The organism is Pilimelia terevasa (assembly GCF_014647915.1).
Taxonomy (GTDB): domain Bacteria; phylum Actinomycetota; class Actinomycetes; order Mycobacteriales; family Micromonosporaceae; genus Pilimelia; species Pilimelia terevasa.
In genome coordinates this window covers 256,115-271,166 of sequence record NZ_BMQC01000005.1, presented here as the reverse complement: position 1 = coordinate 271,166, position 15,052 = coordinate 256,115, and the positions used below count along the sequence as shown (strand labels likewise).

The window sequence follows — 15,052 nt, the reverse complement described above, 5'->3', positions numbered from 1 at the left end:
CCCGCCCGCTACGGCCGGTTGGGGGGCGAGACGGTCTTGGCCGGGTCGCGCTCGACGACCGGGTCCAGCGCCTCGTCGACCGCCTTGAGGACGTCCGGCTCCAGGGTCACCCCGGCGGCGCGCACGTTGTCGCGGACCTGCTCGGGCCGCGTGGCGCCGATGATCGCCGCGGAGACGTTCGGGTTCTGCAGCACCCAGGCCAGCGCGAGCTGGGCCATGGTCAGGCCGGCCTCGTCGGCCACCGGCCGGAGCTGCTGGACCGCGGTCAGCACGTCGAGGTGCAGGAGCTGGGCGATGAACGCCGCGCCCGACTTGTCGTCGGTGGCGCGCGAGCCCTCCGGCGGCGCCTGGCCCGGCAGGTACTTGCCGGTCAGGACGCCCTGCGCCAGCGGCGACCAGACGATCTGGCTGATGCCCAGCTCGGCGCACGCGGGCACGACCTCGGCCTCGATGACCCGCCAGAGCGCCGAGTACTGCGGCTGGTTGGACACGAGCGGGATGCGCAGCTCGTGCGCCAGGGCGTGGGCGGCGCGGATCTGGTCGGCCGTCCACTCGGACACGCCGATGTAGAGCACCTTGCCGCTGTGCACGAGGTCCGCGAACGCCGTCATGGTCTCCTCCAGCGGCGTGCTGAAGTCGTACCGGTGCGCCTGGTACAGGTCCAGGTAGTCGGTGCCCAGCCGGCGCAGCGAGCCGTGCACGGACTCGGTGATGTGCTTGCGGGACAGGCCCCGGTCGTTGGGGCCCGGACCGGTCGGCCAGTACACCTTGGTGCAGATTTCGACGCCCTCGCGGCGGACGCCCTTCAGCGCCCGGCCCAGCACCTCCTCGGCGCGGGTGCCGGCGTACACGTCGGCGGTGTCGAACGTGGTGATGCCTTCGTCGAGCGCGGCCTGCACGCAGGCTGTCGCGGCGTCCTCCTCGACCTGCGAGCCGTGGGTGATCCAGTTGCCGTAGGCCAGCTCGCTGACGAGCAGGCCGGACCGGCCAAGGTGTCGGAACTGCATGGGGCGAGCCTATCGGGCGCCCCCGCGCCCCGCCGGGCGAACCGGGCGGCCAGGGTGGTCCGGGGCCGCGGGCGTCAGCGGGCTGGCGTCACAGGACGGGGGCCTCCACCCGCAGCCGCCGCCGCAGGGCGGTGTGCAGCGCCCGGCGGTCGCCGTGGGTGGGGGAGATGAGCGCGCGTCCGCGGCGGTCGAGGGCGCCCCACTGGCCGCCGTCGACGATGAGGAACGCGAGCGGGTGGATGACCACCGTGCGGTACCGGGGCTCGACCCACTGCCGCCCGGTGCGGTCGACCACGCCCCGCCACCGGCCGGTGTCCACCACGGCCAGCCCCTCCTCGGTGAAGCCGTCCAGGTACCGGCCGTCGGACAGCGCGGTGGCGAAGCCGCGGTACCGCAGCGGGACGACGACCCGGCCCACCGTGTCGATGGCGCCCCAGCCGTCCTGGCGGACCGCCGCCACGCCGGACCGGAACGGCCGCACGTCCTCGTACCCCCGCGGCCCGCGGGCGGCGCCGGTCGCGTCGATGAGCTGCCACCCGTCGGCCTCGCTGGGCTGGACCCAGGCCATCCCGTCGCCGAACGGCTGGGCCTGCCGGTAGGCCGCGGGCACCAGGGGCCGGCCGGCGGCGTCGGCGTACCCCCAGGCGCCCGTGCGGTCGTCCCGGGTGAGGACCGGCGCCGGCGGTACCCCCAGGACGGTCGCCCGGTCCCGGGCCGCCGGCCCGAAGCCGTGCCGGCCGGCGCGCTCGGCGACCGCCCCGAGCGCCAGCGCGATCCGCGGCACCATCGGCGCGCGCGCGTCGCCGCACAGCGTCACCGCCTGGTCGAAGTGCTTGATCGCCTCGACCAGCCTGCCCTGTTCGTAGCAGGAACGCCCGGCCTGCTCGTGCACGCTGGCGCGCAGGGCGTCGGGCAGCTCGGCGCAGGAGGCGAGGGCGAGCAGCCGGTCCGCCTGGCCGAACTCGCCCCGCCACTGGTGGATGTGGGCGAGCCGGGCGCGGACGACGGCGAGCTGGCGCAGCTCCCCGACTGCCTTGGCGTGGTCCAGCGCCCACTGGCCGTCGCGCAGGGCCTCGCCGAGGTCGCCGAGCAGCCGCGAGGCGACCGCGCGCAGGCTCAGCAGCCGGGCCCGGGTGGCGTCGTGGGCGGCCCGGCTGATGGCGCGGCCCAGGTCGTCGCGCAGCGCCTGAACCAGCGCCGGCCGGGTCACGACCTCGCGCAGGGTCCGCGGGTCCAGGTGCCCGCGGCAGGCGGCCAGCCGCGTCTCCGCCTCGTCCTCGGGCCGGTCCTCGGGGGTCAGCGCGTCCGCGCGCAGCGTCAGCGGGGGCGCGGCCGGCGCGGGCGGGCGGTACGGGGCCGGCCGGCGGCGCAGCGCGTCCGGCGGCGGGGTCGGCACGGGCGCGGCGCCGCGGTACACGCCCGGGCGACCGTGGGGCACGGCGCGGCGGTCGGCGGCGGCGCTCGGGTGGACGCCCGCGGCGGGCCAGTGGCCGGTGTCGGTGAGCGCCCACTCGGGGGTGGTCGAGGGCCGGGTGTGGAACGGGTTCGCGGTCATGTCGTCACCTCGCCACCCATACGGCAAACGCCCTCCACCCCGGCTGGTCTCCGCGGCCGGTCTGCTGCCCCGGCCGGTCTGCTGTGGCGATTTCGCCGATGGCCCGCAATAGTGCGGAATACGTCAGGAGGGTATCGGTGTGACCCACCTCACCGCCAGTGCGCCGCCCCCGCGAAAGTGGCGCCTTGCCGACAATTCGCCGGGGACCGGTGGCCGTTCGCCGATGATCAGTCCGGCCGGCGGACCGGCGCACCGGCCGGACGGCCCACGCGCGACCGCCCCCGCCATGACCTACGCGCCTGCCCGGGGGTCCGGTTACGGGAAGTCCCGCCGGCGGGTGAACGGCCGGTGGGCCGGTTCACACAACTGGTCGCCGCGCACCCGTAACCTGGGCCGATTTGCCCGATTAGTTTCTTTTCGGAATCACCGGGAAAAGCATTTCCGCGCGGTACCGCAATAGCGCGGCGGTCTATTCAGATCCTGTCGCCGAGATCGACGCGCGGCGACGGCATCCGCATCCGCCGGAATGTCAGGGCGCGCATGATCCCGTAAAAGGCCAGGCCACCCGGGCGCTGCGTACTCTGCGGGAACTCCGCGCGGATCCGCTTGCGGATCCGCATCGCGATCAGCGTGCTGTCCACGACCACGGCCAGCGCCAGCAGCAGCCACACGTACTGCGACACCGCGCGCGCCACCGGCGGCATCGAGGGCGAGGAGCCGATGAGCACCAGCAGCGCGCCGCCGAAGAACCACGTGCCCGCGGTGCGCCGGCTGTCCACCAGGTCCCGGACCAGGGCCCGCTCCGGCCCCCGGTCGCGGGCCGTCAGGTACCGGTCGTCGCCGCGGCGCATCCCCGCCATCGCCTCGGCGCGCTGGCCGCGGCGGCGCTCGCGGGCGCGCGCCATGGCCTCCTTGCGGTCGGCGGGCGGCGCCGCGGCGGGCCGGCGCTTCTGCGCCTCCGCCCGGCGGGGGGTGACCAGGCCGCGCTCCCGCTTGCTCGCGGTGTGGCCCCGGCCCGCGGCCGGATCGGCGGGCGCCTCGGGGGCGTCCGTGCTCACGGCGTTCTCGACCAGGTCGGCGGACTTGCGGCGAAAGAGAGACGGCACGCGGGCAAGGGTAGCCAAGCGCGGCGCCCACCACCCCGCGGGGTGGGCCGGCGCCCGCGCGGCCCGGGGACCGCGGTCCGTCACGGGCGCTCGGTCGCGGCGCCCAGGGCCGCCAGCTTCGCCTCGAAGTCCTCGTAGCCGCGGTTGATCAGATCGACCCCGTACACCCGGGACGTCCCCTCGGCCGCCAGCGCCGCGATCAGGTGGCTGAAGCCGGCGCGCAGGTCGGGGATGACCAGGTCGGTGGCGTACAGCTTGCTCGGTCCGGCGATCACCGCCGAGTGGTGGAAGTTGCGCCGGCCGAACCGGCACGGGGTCCCGCCCAGGCAGTTGCGGTACGTCTGGATCGTCGCGCCCATCGTGTTCAGCGCGGAGGTGTAGCCGAGCCGCTGCTCGTACACCGTCTCGTGGACGATCGACAGCCCGCGCGCCTGCGTCAGCGCCACCACCAGCGGCTGCTGCCAGTCGGTCATGAAGCCGGGGTGCACGCCGGTCTCCAGCGCCACCGCGCGCAGCTCGCCGCCGGGGTGCCAGAAGCGGATCCCGCCCTCGTGCCCGGGGTGCCCGTCGCGGGGCGGGGCGACGTCGGTGATCTCGAACGCGCCGCCGACGGACCGGAAGACGTTGAGGAAGGTGGTCATGTCGGCCTGGCGGGCCCCGACGACCTCGACCTGCCCGCCGGTGGCCAGCGCCGCGGCACCCCAGCTCGCGGCCTCGATCCGGTCGGGGATCGGGCGGTGCGCGTACCCGGCCAGCCGCGGCACCCCCTCGATCTCGATGACCCGGGAGGTGTGCACGTTGATGATCGCGCCCATCTTCTGGAGCACGCAGATCAGGTCGATGATCTCCGGCTCCACGGCCGCGTTGCGCAGCTCGGTGACGCCCTCGGCGCGGACGGCGGTCAGCAGCACCTGCTCGGTGGCGCCGACGCTGGGGTAGGGCAGCTCCAGCTTCGTCCCGCGCAGGCCGTCCGGGGCCGTCAGGTGCAGGCCGCCCGGGGTCTTGTCGACCACGGCGCCGAACTGCCGCAGGGCGTGCATGTGGAAGTCGATCGGCCGCGGTCCGATGTGGCAGCCGCCCAGGTCCGGGATGAACGCGTGGCCCAGCCGGTGCAGCAGCGGGCCGCAGAACAGGATCGGGATGCGGCTGGAGCCGGCGTGCACGTTGATCTCGTCGACGTGCGCGCTCTCGACGTTGGCCGGGTCGAGCACCAGCTCGCCGGGCTCGGCGCCGTCGCTGACCCGGACGCCGTGCAGCTCCAGCAGGCCCCGCACGACCTCGACGTCGCGGATCTCCGGCACGTCGTACAGCCGGCTCACGCCGTCGCCCAGCAGGGAGGCCACCATCGCCTTGGAGACCAGGTTCTTCGCGCCGCGGACCCGGATCGTGCCCTGGAGCGGGGTGCCGCCGCGCACGACGAGCACGTCGGTCTCCGACGTCGGTCGCCTCGTCGTCTCGCTCACGCCGTCACCTCGCTGCTACGGCCAGGCTTCCACGGCGGGGGAGTACCGGGAGCCTGGGAGTCGTCCGCCTCGCCGCGGAGCGCCGCGGTGCGATCCGCGGCGGCGGGAGTGGGAAAGTATCCACATGTGCGTCCTCGGCAGCATAGCGCCGCCGGGCCGGTTCCCCCACCTGGCCGTTGCGCCCGTCATCCTCCCCGTCCGGCGGCCGGGCCGCTAGGGCAGCGCCAGCATGCGGTCCAGGGCGACCCGGGCGTACCGGGCGGTCTCCGGGTCGACGGTGATCCGGTTGACCACCCGGCCGGCCGCCAGCTCCTCCAGCGCCCACACCAGGTGGGGGAGGTCGATCCGGTTCATGGTGGCGCAGTAGCAGACCGTCTTGTCCAGGAACATGACGCGCTTCTCGGGGTGGGCGTTGGCCAGGCGCCGGACCAGGTTGAGCTCCGTGCCGACCGCCCACGCCGAGCCGGGCGGCGCCGCCTCCAGGGTGCGGATGATGAACTCCGTCGAGCCGACCAGGTCGGCGGCGCGGACCACCTCGTGCCGGCACTCCGGGTGGACCAGCACGTTCACCCCGGGTACCCGGCGCCGTACCTCCTCGACGCTGTCGAGGGTGAACCGGCCGTGCACCGAGCAGTGCCCCCGCCACAGGATCATCCGGGCGTCCCGCACCTGCGCGGGGGTGAGGCCGCCGCCCGGCTTGTGCGGGTCGTACAGCACGCAGTCGGCCAGGTCGAAGCCCAGCTCCAGGACCGCGGTGTTGCGGCCGAGGTGCTGGTCGGGGAAGAACAGCACCTTCCCGCCCCGCGCGTACGCCCACTCCAGTGCCCGTTTGGCGTTGGAGCTGGTGCAGACCAGCCCGCCGTGCCGGCCGACGAACCCCTTGATGTCGGCCGAGGAGTTCATGTACGTGACCGGCACGATCTGGTCGACGACCCCGGCGTCGGCCAGCACCTCCCAGGCGGTCTCCACCTGCGGGAGCGCGGCCATGTCGGCCATCGAGCAGCCGGCGGCCAGGTCGGGCAGGATCACCTTCTGGTCGTCGCCGGTGAGGATGTCGGCGCTCTCGGCCATGAAGTGCACGCCGCAGAAGACGATGAACTCCGCCGCCGGCCGGGCCGCCGCGTCGCGGGCCAGCTTGAACGAGTCGCCGGTGACGTCGGCGAACGCGATCACCTCGTCGCGCTGGTAGTGGTGGCCGAGGACGAACGCCCGGTCGCCGAGCGCGGCCTTCGCCGCCCGCGCGCGGGCCACCAGGTCCGGGTCGCTGGCCGCCGGCAGGGACCCGGGGCAGTCGACGCCCGGCTCGCTGCCGGGGTCGCTGCCCTGGCCGAGCAGGAGCAGGGCCAGCGGCGTGGCGGCGGGCTCGGCCCAGCCCTCGGCGGGACGCGGCGCGGGCGCGGGGGCTCCGGCGGCGGGCGGGTCGGCGGCGACTCCGGTGCCGGCGGGTCCTGCGGCGGGGGCGGGTCCCGTGGCGGAGGCGGGTCCCGTGGCGGAGGCGGGTCCCGTGGCGGAGGCGGGTCCCGTGGCGGAGGCGGGTCCCGTGGCGGAGGCGTGGGAGGTGGCGGGGGGAGGGGTCACGTGGCCCATCGTCGCACGGGGTGCCGACACCGGCCATGAGCCGGCTCACCAGCGTTCCCGGCGCAGTTGAGAGCGACGGCGCGCTGTCCGGCGGACCGCGGGAGCCGGTCGGATGATGCCGGGCCACGTCCCTACCGGGGATGCCAGGCCCGGCGCGGCGGCGCCCGATGTCCCGTCGGCGACATCCCGGGCCGGCCCCGCGCCCTGATTCGCGGCCGGGGGGCGCGATGATGGCGGCAGGTGGCGGAGGGAGTCCCGGGGTGCGCGTGCTGGTCTGCCCGGACAAGTTCGCCGGCACCCTCACCGCGGCCGAGGCCGCCGCGGCGGTGGCCGCGGGCTGGCGCGCCGCCGCCCCGTCCGACGAGGTCGTCCTCGCCCCGCTCGCCGACGGCGGGCCGGGCCTGCTCGACGCGCTGGCGCCGGCCGTCGGCGGCGAGTTCGTCGCCGTGCCGACCGTCGACCCGCTCGGCCGGCCGGTCGCGGCGCGGATCCTGGTCGGCGGCGGTACGGCCTACGTGGAGAGCGCGCAGGCGTGCGGCCGGCACCTGCTGCGCCACCGCGAGCGCGACCCGCGGCACGCCTCGACGTACGGCGTCGGCGTGCTGCTGTCCGCCGCCCTGGGCACCGGCGTGGCGCGGGTCGTCGTGGGGCTCGGCGGCTCCGGTACCCACGACGTCGGCGCCGGCCTGCTCGACGCTCTCGGCGCGCCCCCCGTGGCCGCCGACGGCGTGCCACTGCCGCCGGGCGGGCTGGCCCTGGCGGGCGCGGCGGCGCTCGCGGCCGTGCCGGACCTCGGGCCGGTGGACCTGGTCGGCGCGGCCGACGTCGACAACCCGCTGACCGGGCCGGCGGGCGCCGCGGCGGTGTACGGCCCGCAGAAGGGCCTGCGCCGCCGGGACCTGCCGGCGCTGGACGCCGCCGCGGGCCACTTCGCCGCCCTGCTCGCCCGGAGCCTGCCCCGGTGCCCGCCGGCGCCGGGGGAGCGGCCGGGGGCCGGCGCGGCCGGCGGCCTGGGCGCGGCGCTGCTCGCGCTCGGGGGGCGGCTCGTCCCGGGGGCGGGGCTCGTGCGGGACCTGACCGGGCTGGACGCCCGGGTCGCGGCGGCCGACCTGGTGGTCACCGGCGAGGGGGCGCTGGACGCGCAGACCGCCCGCGGGAAGGTGGTCGCGGAGGTCGCCGCGGTCGCCGCGCGGCACGGCGTCCCGTGCGTGGCGGTGGCGGGCCGGTCGACCCTGGCGCCCGCCGAGGTCGCGGCGCTGGGGCTGGCCGAGGTCCACACGCTGACCGGACGGCTGGGCTCGGCGGCCCGGGCGCGGGCGGGCGCCCGCGGGGGCCTGGCCGGCCTGGCGGGGGACCTGGCGGCCCGGTGGGCCGGACTTGGGAATGCGGCGGCGGGCGGTTAGCGTTGGTGCGGGTACCCCGGCACCCCGTGCCGATTCACCCGCCTGGCCGGTGCGGCCGACGGCGGTGGCCGACCTCGGATCCGGAGCCGGATCCGGGCAGAGCGATCAGGAGACCAGGACAGTGACCGAGACCGCTGCGACGACCGAGACCGCTGGCCCGTCGGCCGGCGCTTCCAGCGAGCCCGCGGGCGGCTGCTGCGGCGGTGGCGGCGGCGCCCCGGCGGCGATGCCCGCCGCCGCGCCGGGCGCCGACGGCGCGACCGGCGTGATCCTGACCGACGTGGCGGCCGAGAAGGTGCACGCCCTGCTGGAGCAGGAGGGCCGCGACGACCTGCGGCTGCGGGTGGCGGTGCAGCCCGGCGGCTGCTCCGGCCTGCGGTACCAGCTCTTCTTCGACGAGCGGTCGCTCGACGGCGACGTCGTGGCCGCGTTCGGCGCGGTCGAGGTCGTCGTCGACCGGATGAGCGCCCCGTACCTGGCCGGCGCCAAGATCGATTTCGCGGACCGGATCGACGCCCAGGGCTTCACGATCGACAACCCCAACGCGGGCGGCTCGTGCGCCTGCGGCGACTCGTTCCACTGACCGGCACGGCACCGGTACCGGCCGCGCGCCGGCCGGGGCGCGGCGGGGCGCAGACGTCCCCCGCGCCCCGCTCGCGGGGGTCCGGGCGGCAGGGCGCGGTCGACTAGGCTGGGCGTCCGCACTCCGCCGACCGACGAGGATCCCCATGAAGATCGCCGCCACCGGCTCGATCGCCACCGACCACCTGATGCACTTCCCCGGCCGCTTCGCCGAGCAGTTCATCGCCGACCAGCTCGACAAGGTGTCCCTCTCGTTCCTCGTCGACGATCTGGTGGTCCGGCGCGGCGGCGCCGCGGCGAACATCGCCTTCGGCATGGCGCGGCTGGGCCTGCGGCCGCTGCTGGTCGGCGCGGTCGGCGCCGACTTCGCCGACTACCGCTCCTGGCTGGAGCGGCACCGGGTCGACTGCGCCTCCGTCCACGTCAGCGAGGTCGCCCACACCGCGCGCTTCGTCTGTACCACCGACGAGGACATGTGCCAGATCGCGTCGTTCTACGCGGGGGCGATGACCGAGGCCCGGCAGATCGAGCTGGCGCCCATCGCCGACCGGGTCGGCGGCCTCGACCTCGTACTGGTCAGCCCCAACGACCCGGTGGCGATGGTCCGGCACAGCCAGGAGTGCCGGGACCGCGGGTACGCCTTCGTCGCCGACCCGTCCCAGCAGCTCGCCCGGATGGACGGCGCGGACATCGTCCGGCTCATCGACGGCGCGGCGTACCTGTTCACCAACGCGTACGAGCGCGAGTTGCTGGAGAGCAAGACCGGCCTCACCGGCGACCAGGTCCTCGACCGCGTCGGGGTCCGGGTGACCACCCTGGGCAAGGACGGCGCCGAGATCACCGGGCGGGACATCCCGCGCACCGTCGTCCCGGTCGCCCGCGAGATCCAGGCGTACGACCCCACCGGCGTCGGCGACGGCTTCCGGGCCGGCTTCTTCGCTGCCCGCTCCTGGGGTCTGGGCCTGGAGCGCGCCGCCCAGGTGGGCGCGCTGCTGGCGACGCTGGTGCTGGAGACCGTCGGCACCCAGGAGTACGACCTCCAGCCCAGCGCCTTCCTCAAGCGCCTGGAGGAGTCCTACGGGCCGGCGGCGGCCGACGAGGTCCGCCCGCACCTGCCGGCCGCCTGAGCCCCGCCGCGCGGACCGGCGCCGCCCGGCCGGCGACATTCCGGCAGGTGACATTCCGGTCGGCGGGCGTCCCAGTCGGCGGCGTCCCGGTCGGCGGCGCCGGTCAGTCGCGCCGGACGGTGAAGGAGGGCGGTGCCGCCGCGGTCAGGGTGTGGCCCCGCATCCGGCACCAGGCGGCGATGTCGTTGGCGGCGGCGGGGTCGTCGGCGAGGATCCGCACCCGCGCGCCCGCCGGGAGCGCCGCCACGGCGCGCGCGAGCGCGATGACCGGCAGCGGGCACCGCTGACCCAGGCAGTCGAGGACCGGCACGCCGTCGCCGCCGTCGGGCGCGGCCGGGGGCGGCGGGGCGGTCACAGCCCCACCGCGCCGGCCTCGGCGCGCAGTGCCGCGACGACCCCCGGCACCTCCGCCAGGAACCGGTCCACCTCCGCCTCGGTCGTCTCCCGGTGCAGCGACAGCCGGACGTTGCCGTGCGACAGCACCCCCATGGCCTCCAGCACGTGGCTGGGGCGCAGGGTGGAGGCGGTGCACGCCGAACCGGAGGACACCGCGAAGCCGCGCCGGTCCAGCGCCAGCAGCAGGGCCTCGCCGTCGACGTACAGGCAGGAGAACGTCACCACGTGCGGCAGCCGGTCCACCGGGTCGCCGACCACCACGGTGTCGGGGACCGTCGCCGCGACGGCGGCCCGGACCCGGTCCACGAGGGCGCGCAGGCGGGCGTCCTCGGCCGCGGCCTCCGCCGCGGCGGCCCGCAGCGCCGCGGCGGCGGCCACCACCCCCGGCAGGTGCAGGGCGCCCGGCGCGGTGCCGCGCTCGCGTTCGTCGCGCGGGTACGGCGGCTGCCAGCGGGTGCCGCGGCGCACGACCAGCAGCCCCACCCCGGGCGGCCCGCCCCACTTGCGGGCGCTGGCGGTGAGCACCGACCAGCCGCCGGGTACCGGCACCCTGCCGAGCGAGGCGGCGGCGTCGACGTACAGCGGCACCCCCGCGTCCCGCGCGGCCGCCGCCGCCTCGGCGACCGGCTGGAGGGTGCCGACCTCGTGGCTGGCGCTGATCAGCGCGGCCAGCGCGACGCCCGGCGCGGCCACGGCCGCCCGCCACCGCCCCAGGTCGAGCCGCCCGTACCCGTCGACCGGCACGGGCACGGGCGCGCCGTGGGCGGCGGCGGCGTGCAGGACCGCCGAGTGTTCGACGGCGGAGTGCACGACCGCGGCGCCGGTGCGCGCGCGGCCGGCCGCCAGCCCCGCGACGGCCGTGTCCGCGGCGACGGTCCCGTTGGGCGCGAAGAAGACCTCGTCGAGCCGGACGGCCAGCACCTCCGCGACAGCGGCCCGGGAGCCCTCCAGGAGCTGGGCCGCCCGGCGCGCGCGGGTGTACAGGCGGGCGGGGTCGCACCAGCCGTCGGCGTACGCGGCCTGGAGTGCCTGGGCGGCCACCGGGTGCAGCGGCGCGGCCGTCGCGGCGTCGAAGTAGGCGGGGGTGAAGGCGGTGGGTTCGGCCGGCTGGGTCACCGGTCGACGGTAGCGTGGGACCGGGTGCGCCGGGCCGGCGCCGACCGACCCGGCCCGCCACACCCCCGTGCCCGATCCGGGCGGGGAGGTCGAGTAAGGTGCGACCGTCGGTGACCCCGCGTGGGTGCGGCGTCCGGTTTCGGCACGTGGCGACCCAGGTCGGCCGCCGACGGGGCGGACGCGGCGCGCGCGGGTGCGGGCGGTCAGTGTGCGGCGCGGCCCGGCGGCCGGGGTGCCGCCGCGGGCGCGACGAGGGAGGCAGGAGCAGGTGTACGCAGAGCGTGCGACGGTCAGCGGTCGGAGCCGTCGGCCCGGCGCGACCCGACTGGCGGGCCTCGGTCTCGGCGCGGTGGCGCTGCTGACCCTGCTGACCGGCTGCGATGTCGGCAGCGCCTTCGGCGGGTTCGGCTGGCCGCAGGAGGGCATCACGCCCACCGCCCACCGGATGTACGACCTGTGGATCGGCTCCACGGTGGCGGCGTTGATCGTCGGCTTCATCACCTGGGGCCTGATCTTCTGGTGCATCATCCGGTACCGCAAGCGGGGCGAGGAGCTGCCGCCGCAGACCCGGTACAACATCCCGATGGAGACCATCTACACGGCGACGCCGTTCCTGGTCATCGCGGTGCTGTTCTACTACACGGCGATCGTGCAGGCCGACGTCGAGCGCACGTCGAAGAACCCCGACGTGGTCGTCGAGGTCGTCGCCTTCAAGTGGAACTGGCAGTTCAACTACCGCGACGGCATGGGCGTCGAGGCCAGGACGGTCGCCTCGACCCTGGGCGACAGCGACTACATCCCGGTGCTGGTCGTGCCGACGCACAAGAAGATCCGGTTCGAGGAGACCAGCAAGGACGTCATCCACTCCTTCTGGGTGCCCGAGCTGCTGTTCAAGCGGGACGTCTTCCCCGGCCCGCTGCGCAACGTCTTCGAGGCCACGGTGGAGCGCGAGGGTGCCTACGTGGGCCGCTGCGCCGAGCTGTGCGGCACCTACCACTCGATGATGAACTTCGAGATGCGGGCGGTCAGCGCCGACCGGTACGCGCAGTTCCTCGACGCGATGCGGGCCGGCCGCTCCACCCCGGAGGCCCTGACGGCCATCGGCGAGGCGCCGTACGCCACCAAGACGACGCCGTTCGAGACCAAGCGGCAGCTCAAGGAACGGAAGGCGGCGCAGTGAAGTCGGAGTACAAGCTCTTCACCATCCTGGCGGTCTTCCTCTACGCCTGTACGGCCGTCTACGCGTGGTGGACCGCCACCGCCGGTGACCCGATGAACCCGCCGGGCCGCGTCGACTGGGTGGGCACGATGGCCCTGCTGCTGTCGGGCATGTTGTGCCTGATGCTCGGCGGCTACTTCTGGTTCGTCGCCCGCCGCATCGACCTGCGCCCCGAGGACCGGCCCGACGCGGAGATCCACGAGGGCGCCGGCGAGGTCGGCTTCTTCAGCCCGGGCAGCTACTGGCCGTTCGGCCTGGCGCTGGCGGCGGCCTTCGCGGCGATCGGCACCGCCTTCATGGCCTGGTGGCTCGTCGCCGGGGGCCTGATCGCCGTGGTCCTCGCCGCCGCGGGCCTGCTGTTCGAGTACTACAGCGGCACCCGGCGCGCGGTCGAGCACTGACCGCACCCGCCCGACCACACCACACCGCCTGACGCCGACCCGCCGCCCCGCGCGCCGGTCGGCGTCGGTCGTCAGCGGTCAGGCCACGCGGCGCTGGTGCGGGGCGCTCCAGGGCGCGCGGTTCTCCGGCAGGCCCCACACCACCACCGAGGCGATGAGGATCGCGCTGCCGCAGCCCGCGCACAGCAGCTCCGGGCAGTCCTCGTCGCCGGTCGGTGCGGCGGCGAAGAGCATCTCGGTCTCGCAGACCGCGCAGTACATCTCCTCGTCGGCCATGGGGCACCCCCTCGTCGCACTCCTGCCTTCCCGGGCGGACCCCGGGCGAACTTCCACACTGCCAGCAGGGCCGGGCAGAACCGCGCACCCGCGCGGCGTGTCGCGCGCGGCGCCGGCACGGCGCTGCCGCCCGTCGATACACAAGATCGGACCGGCGGCCGCCCCCGGCCGACATTTGTCCGATGTGGAATTCTTCACGAACTGACGAACGTCGATGGCCGTTTGGTCAATTGGTGTTCGTGGATGTCATTTGGTTATCTGGAAAGACGGGGATCCCCACATCACCGGCCGCACCTCTGCCAGCGATTCTGCCATCGCGGCCGGGCCACTGTCGCAGATGAGGGGAAGCACATGAACACGGTATTCAGATCGACGTTTGCCGGAGTAGCCGCCGGCACCGCACTGCTCGGCGGCCTGTCCGCGCCGGCCGCGGCCTACGCTGCCCGGCCGGCCGTCCGGGTGGAAGTACAGACCGCCGCGGGGTCGGGCTGTCCGACGCCGGCCGACACCTCGGTGACGCCGCACCTGGACGGCAGCGGCTTCCTGGCGGTGTACAACGCCTTCGAGGCCTCCTCGCCGCCCAACGGCAACCGGTTCTGCAACCTCACCCTGAAGGTGAGCACGGACGCCGGGGTCCACGTCGGCCTGCGCCGGATCACCTACCGCGGCACCGCCGACCTCGGCCGCAACAGCCGCGGCTCCTTCGAGGCGAAGTACTTCTGGGCCGGCGGCCCGACCGCCCACCACCCGGGCTACAGCCGCACCGGCCCGTACAGCGGGGACTGGGAGCGGGTGCACGAGCTGCCGGAGGTCCACTGGGGGCCGTGTCACGAGGCGCAGCTCAACATCACCCAGACGCTGCGGGCCAAGGGGCCCGGCGAGGCGTACATCAACGTCCAGAGCACCGACGCCGGTTACGCCTCGATCTTCGAGTGGGTCACGGCGCCCTGCTGAGTCCGCCGCGCGGCGGCGCGCGCGGGGCACCGGACACCGCCCCCGCGCGTCGCCGCACCCGCCGCGGGCCGCGGCACGGGTCCGCGGCGGGAGACCGCCACCGCCACCACGTCATGGGGGAGTCATGAGTCGTACCACCATCGCCCGCACCGCGGGCGGCCTTGCCGCCGCGCTGCTGGTCGGCGGCCTGTCCGGGCCGGCCACCGCCGGGAGCGCGGACCGGCGGCCGCACACCGTCCACGTCGCGCTGGTCAGCGCCGCCGGGTCGGGGTGCCCGGACACCTCGGCGGCCGAGGTCGTCGCGCACGACGACGGCAACGGCTTCCACGCCCGGTACCCGCGGTTCCAGGCGGTCGCGCCGCCGTTCAGCAACCGCTTCTGCCTGGTGGTCCTGAAGGTCACCGTGCCGCAGGGGTACCGGGTCGGGATCCGCCGGGTCGCCTACCGCGGCGCCGCCCGCGTCGCGCACGGTGCCCGGGTGAGCTTCGACGCCAAGTACGCCTGGGCGGGCGGGGAGACGATGCACCACCCCGGCTACCGGCAGAGCGGACCGTTCCGCGGCAACTGGAACCAGGAGCACCGGCTCGACGACGCCCACTGGTCGGCGTGCACGCCCGAGTCGCAGTTCCAGGTCACGCAGACGCTGCGGGCGCACAGCAACCCGCCGGCCAACACCGCCGACAGCCGGGTCAGCCTGGAAACGCCGGGCGAGGACTGGGCACTGTACTGCGAGTGGGAGATGGCGCCCTGCGGCGGCACCGCGCCGCGCCGCGCCTGATCGCCACCCGGTCGACCATTCACCGAGTCTCCCCACCGGGGCTTCCCATGCCCCACTCCGGCGGGGTGCCGGATCACGATGCCGCGTGTTC

Annotated in this window: 15 protein-coding genes; 7 read left to right on the top strand and 8 right to left on the bottom strand. The window is 75.7% G+C overall.

Going from position 1 to position 15,052, the window contains the following annotated elements; genetic code table 11:
* Positions 1-8: 8 nt before the first annotated feature.
* From IEY75_RS09550 to nadA, 5 genes are all read right to left on the bottom strand, one after another.
* Positions 9-1,007, bottom strand: a complete 999-nt coding sequence (locus IEY75_RS09550; RefSeq protein WP_189113869.1) for an aldo/keto reductase family protein — start codon at positions 1,005-1,007, stop codon at positions 9-11.
* 88 nt (positions 1,008-1,095) lie between these two features.
* Positions 1,096-2,562, bottom strand: coding sequence for a WG repeat-containing protein (locus IEY75_RS09545; RefSeq protein WP_189113868.1), 1,467 nt, complete (start codon positions 2,560-2,562; stop codon positions 1,096-1,098).
* Positions 2,563-3,035: 473 nt separating this feature from the next.
* Complete coding sequence (locus IEY75_RS09540) at positions 3,036-3,668, bottom strand: DUF3043 domain-containing protein (protein ID WP_189113867.1); 633 nt, start codon at positions 3,666-3,668, stop codon at positions 3,036-3,038.
* Between the two features lie 80 nt (positions 3,669-3,748).
* Positions 3,749-5,131 (bottom strand): UDP-N-acetylglucosamine 1-carboxyvinyltransferase, encoded by a 1,383-nt coding sequence (murA, locus tag IEY75_RS09535; RefSeq protein WP_189113866.1) that lies wholly within the window; start codon positions 5,129-5,131, stop codon positions 3,749-3,751.
* Positions 5,132-5,344: 213 nt separating this feature from the next.
* Positions 5,345-6,478 (bottom strand): quinolinate synthase NadA, encoded by a 1,134-nt coding sequence (nadA, locus tag IEY75_RS09530; RefSeq protein ID WP_189113951.1) that lies wholly within the window; start codon positions 6,476-6,478, stop codon positions 5,345-5,347.
* Between the two features lie 491 nt (positions 6,479-6,969).
* Between nadA and IEY75_RS09525 the strand changes: the two genes are divergently transcribed.
* The 3 genes from IEY75_RS09525 (at position 6,970) to IEY75_RS09515 (ending at position 9,821) form a co-directional block, all read left to right on the top strand.
* Positions 6,970-8,112, top strand: a complete 1,143-nt coding sequence (locus tag IEY75_RS09525; RefSeq protein WP_229789483.1) for a glycerate kinase family protein — start codon at positions 6,970-6,972, stop codon at positions 8,110-8,112.
* A gap of 226 nt (positions 8,113-8,338) precedes the next feature.
* Positions 8,339-8,695, top strand: coding sequence for a HesB/IscA family protein (locus IEY75_RS09520; RefSeq protein ID WP_189113950.1), 357 nt, complete (start codon positions 8,339-8,341; stop codon positions 8,693-8,695).
* A 145-nt stretch (positions 8,696-8,840) separates the two neighbouring features.
* Positions 8,841-9,821, top strand: a complete 981-nt coding sequence (locus IEY75_RS09515) for a carbohydrate kinase family protein (RefSeq protein ID WP_189113864.1) — start codon at positions 8,841-8,843, stop codon at positions 9,819-9,821.
* 103 nt (positions 9,822-9,924) lie between these two features.
* Here IEY75_RS09515 and IEY75_RS09510 read toward each other — a convergent pair whose 3' ends face one another.
* Positions 9,925-10,131: a sulfurtransferase TusA family protein gene (locus tag IEY75_RS09510; RefSeq protein ID WP_189113949.1), complete on the bottom strand. Its 207-nt coding sequence runs from the start codon at positions 10,129-10,131 to the stop codon at positions 9,925-9,927.
* Between the two features lie 41 nt (positions 10,132-10,172).
* The gene (locus IEY75_RS09505; RefSeq protein WP_189113863.1) at positions 10,173-11,333 is read right to left on the bottom strand and encodes a cysteine desulfurase family protein; all 1,161 of its coding nucleotides are present in this window, start codon (positions 11,331-11,333) and stop codon (positions 10,173-10,175) included.
* 268 nt (positions 11,334-11,601) lie between these two features.
* Between IEY75_RS09505 and ctaC the strand changes: the two genes are divergently transcribed.
* Positions 11,602-12,513, top strand: a complete 912-nt coding sequence (ctaC, locus tag IEY75_RS09500) for an aa3-type cytochrome oxidase subunit II (RefSeq protein ID WP_229789482.1) — start codon at positions 11,602-11,604, stop codon at positions 12,511-12,513.
* Positions 12,510-12,953: a cytochrome c oxidase subunit 4 gene (locus IEY75_RS09495; protein ID WP_189113862.1), complete on the top strand. Its 444-nt coding sequence runs from the start codon at positions 12,510-12,512 to the stop codon at positions 12,951-12,953. Before ctaC ends, IEY75_RS09495 begins: the two co-directional genes overlap by 4 nt.
* Before the next feature lie 78 nt (positions 12,954-13,031).
* Here the strand turns inward: IEY75_RS09495 and IEY75_RS09490 are convergent, their stop codons facing one another.
* Positions 13,032-13,229, bottom strand: a complete 198-nt coding sequence (locus IEY75_RS09490; protein ID WP_189113861.1) for a hypothetical protein — start codon at positions 13,227-13,229, stop codon at positions 13,032-13,034.
* Positions 13,230-13,580: 351 nt separating this feature from the next.
* On the opposite strand from IEY75_RS09490, the gene IEY75_RS09485 reads away from it, so the two are divergent.
* A complete protein-coding gene (locus IEY75_RS09485) occupies positions 13,581-14,183 on the top strand; it encodes a DUF4360 domain-containing protein (RefSeq protein WP_189113860.1) in 603 nt (200 codons plus the stop codon).
* A 124-nt stretch (positions 14,184-14,307) separates the two neighbouring features.
* Complete coding sequence (locus IEY75_RS09480) at positions 14,308-14,961, top strand: DUF4360 domain-containing protein (RefSeq protein WP_189113859.1); 654 nt, start codon at positions 14,308-14,310, stop codon at positions 14,959-14,961.
* Positions 14,962-15,052 lie beyond the last annotated feature (91 nt).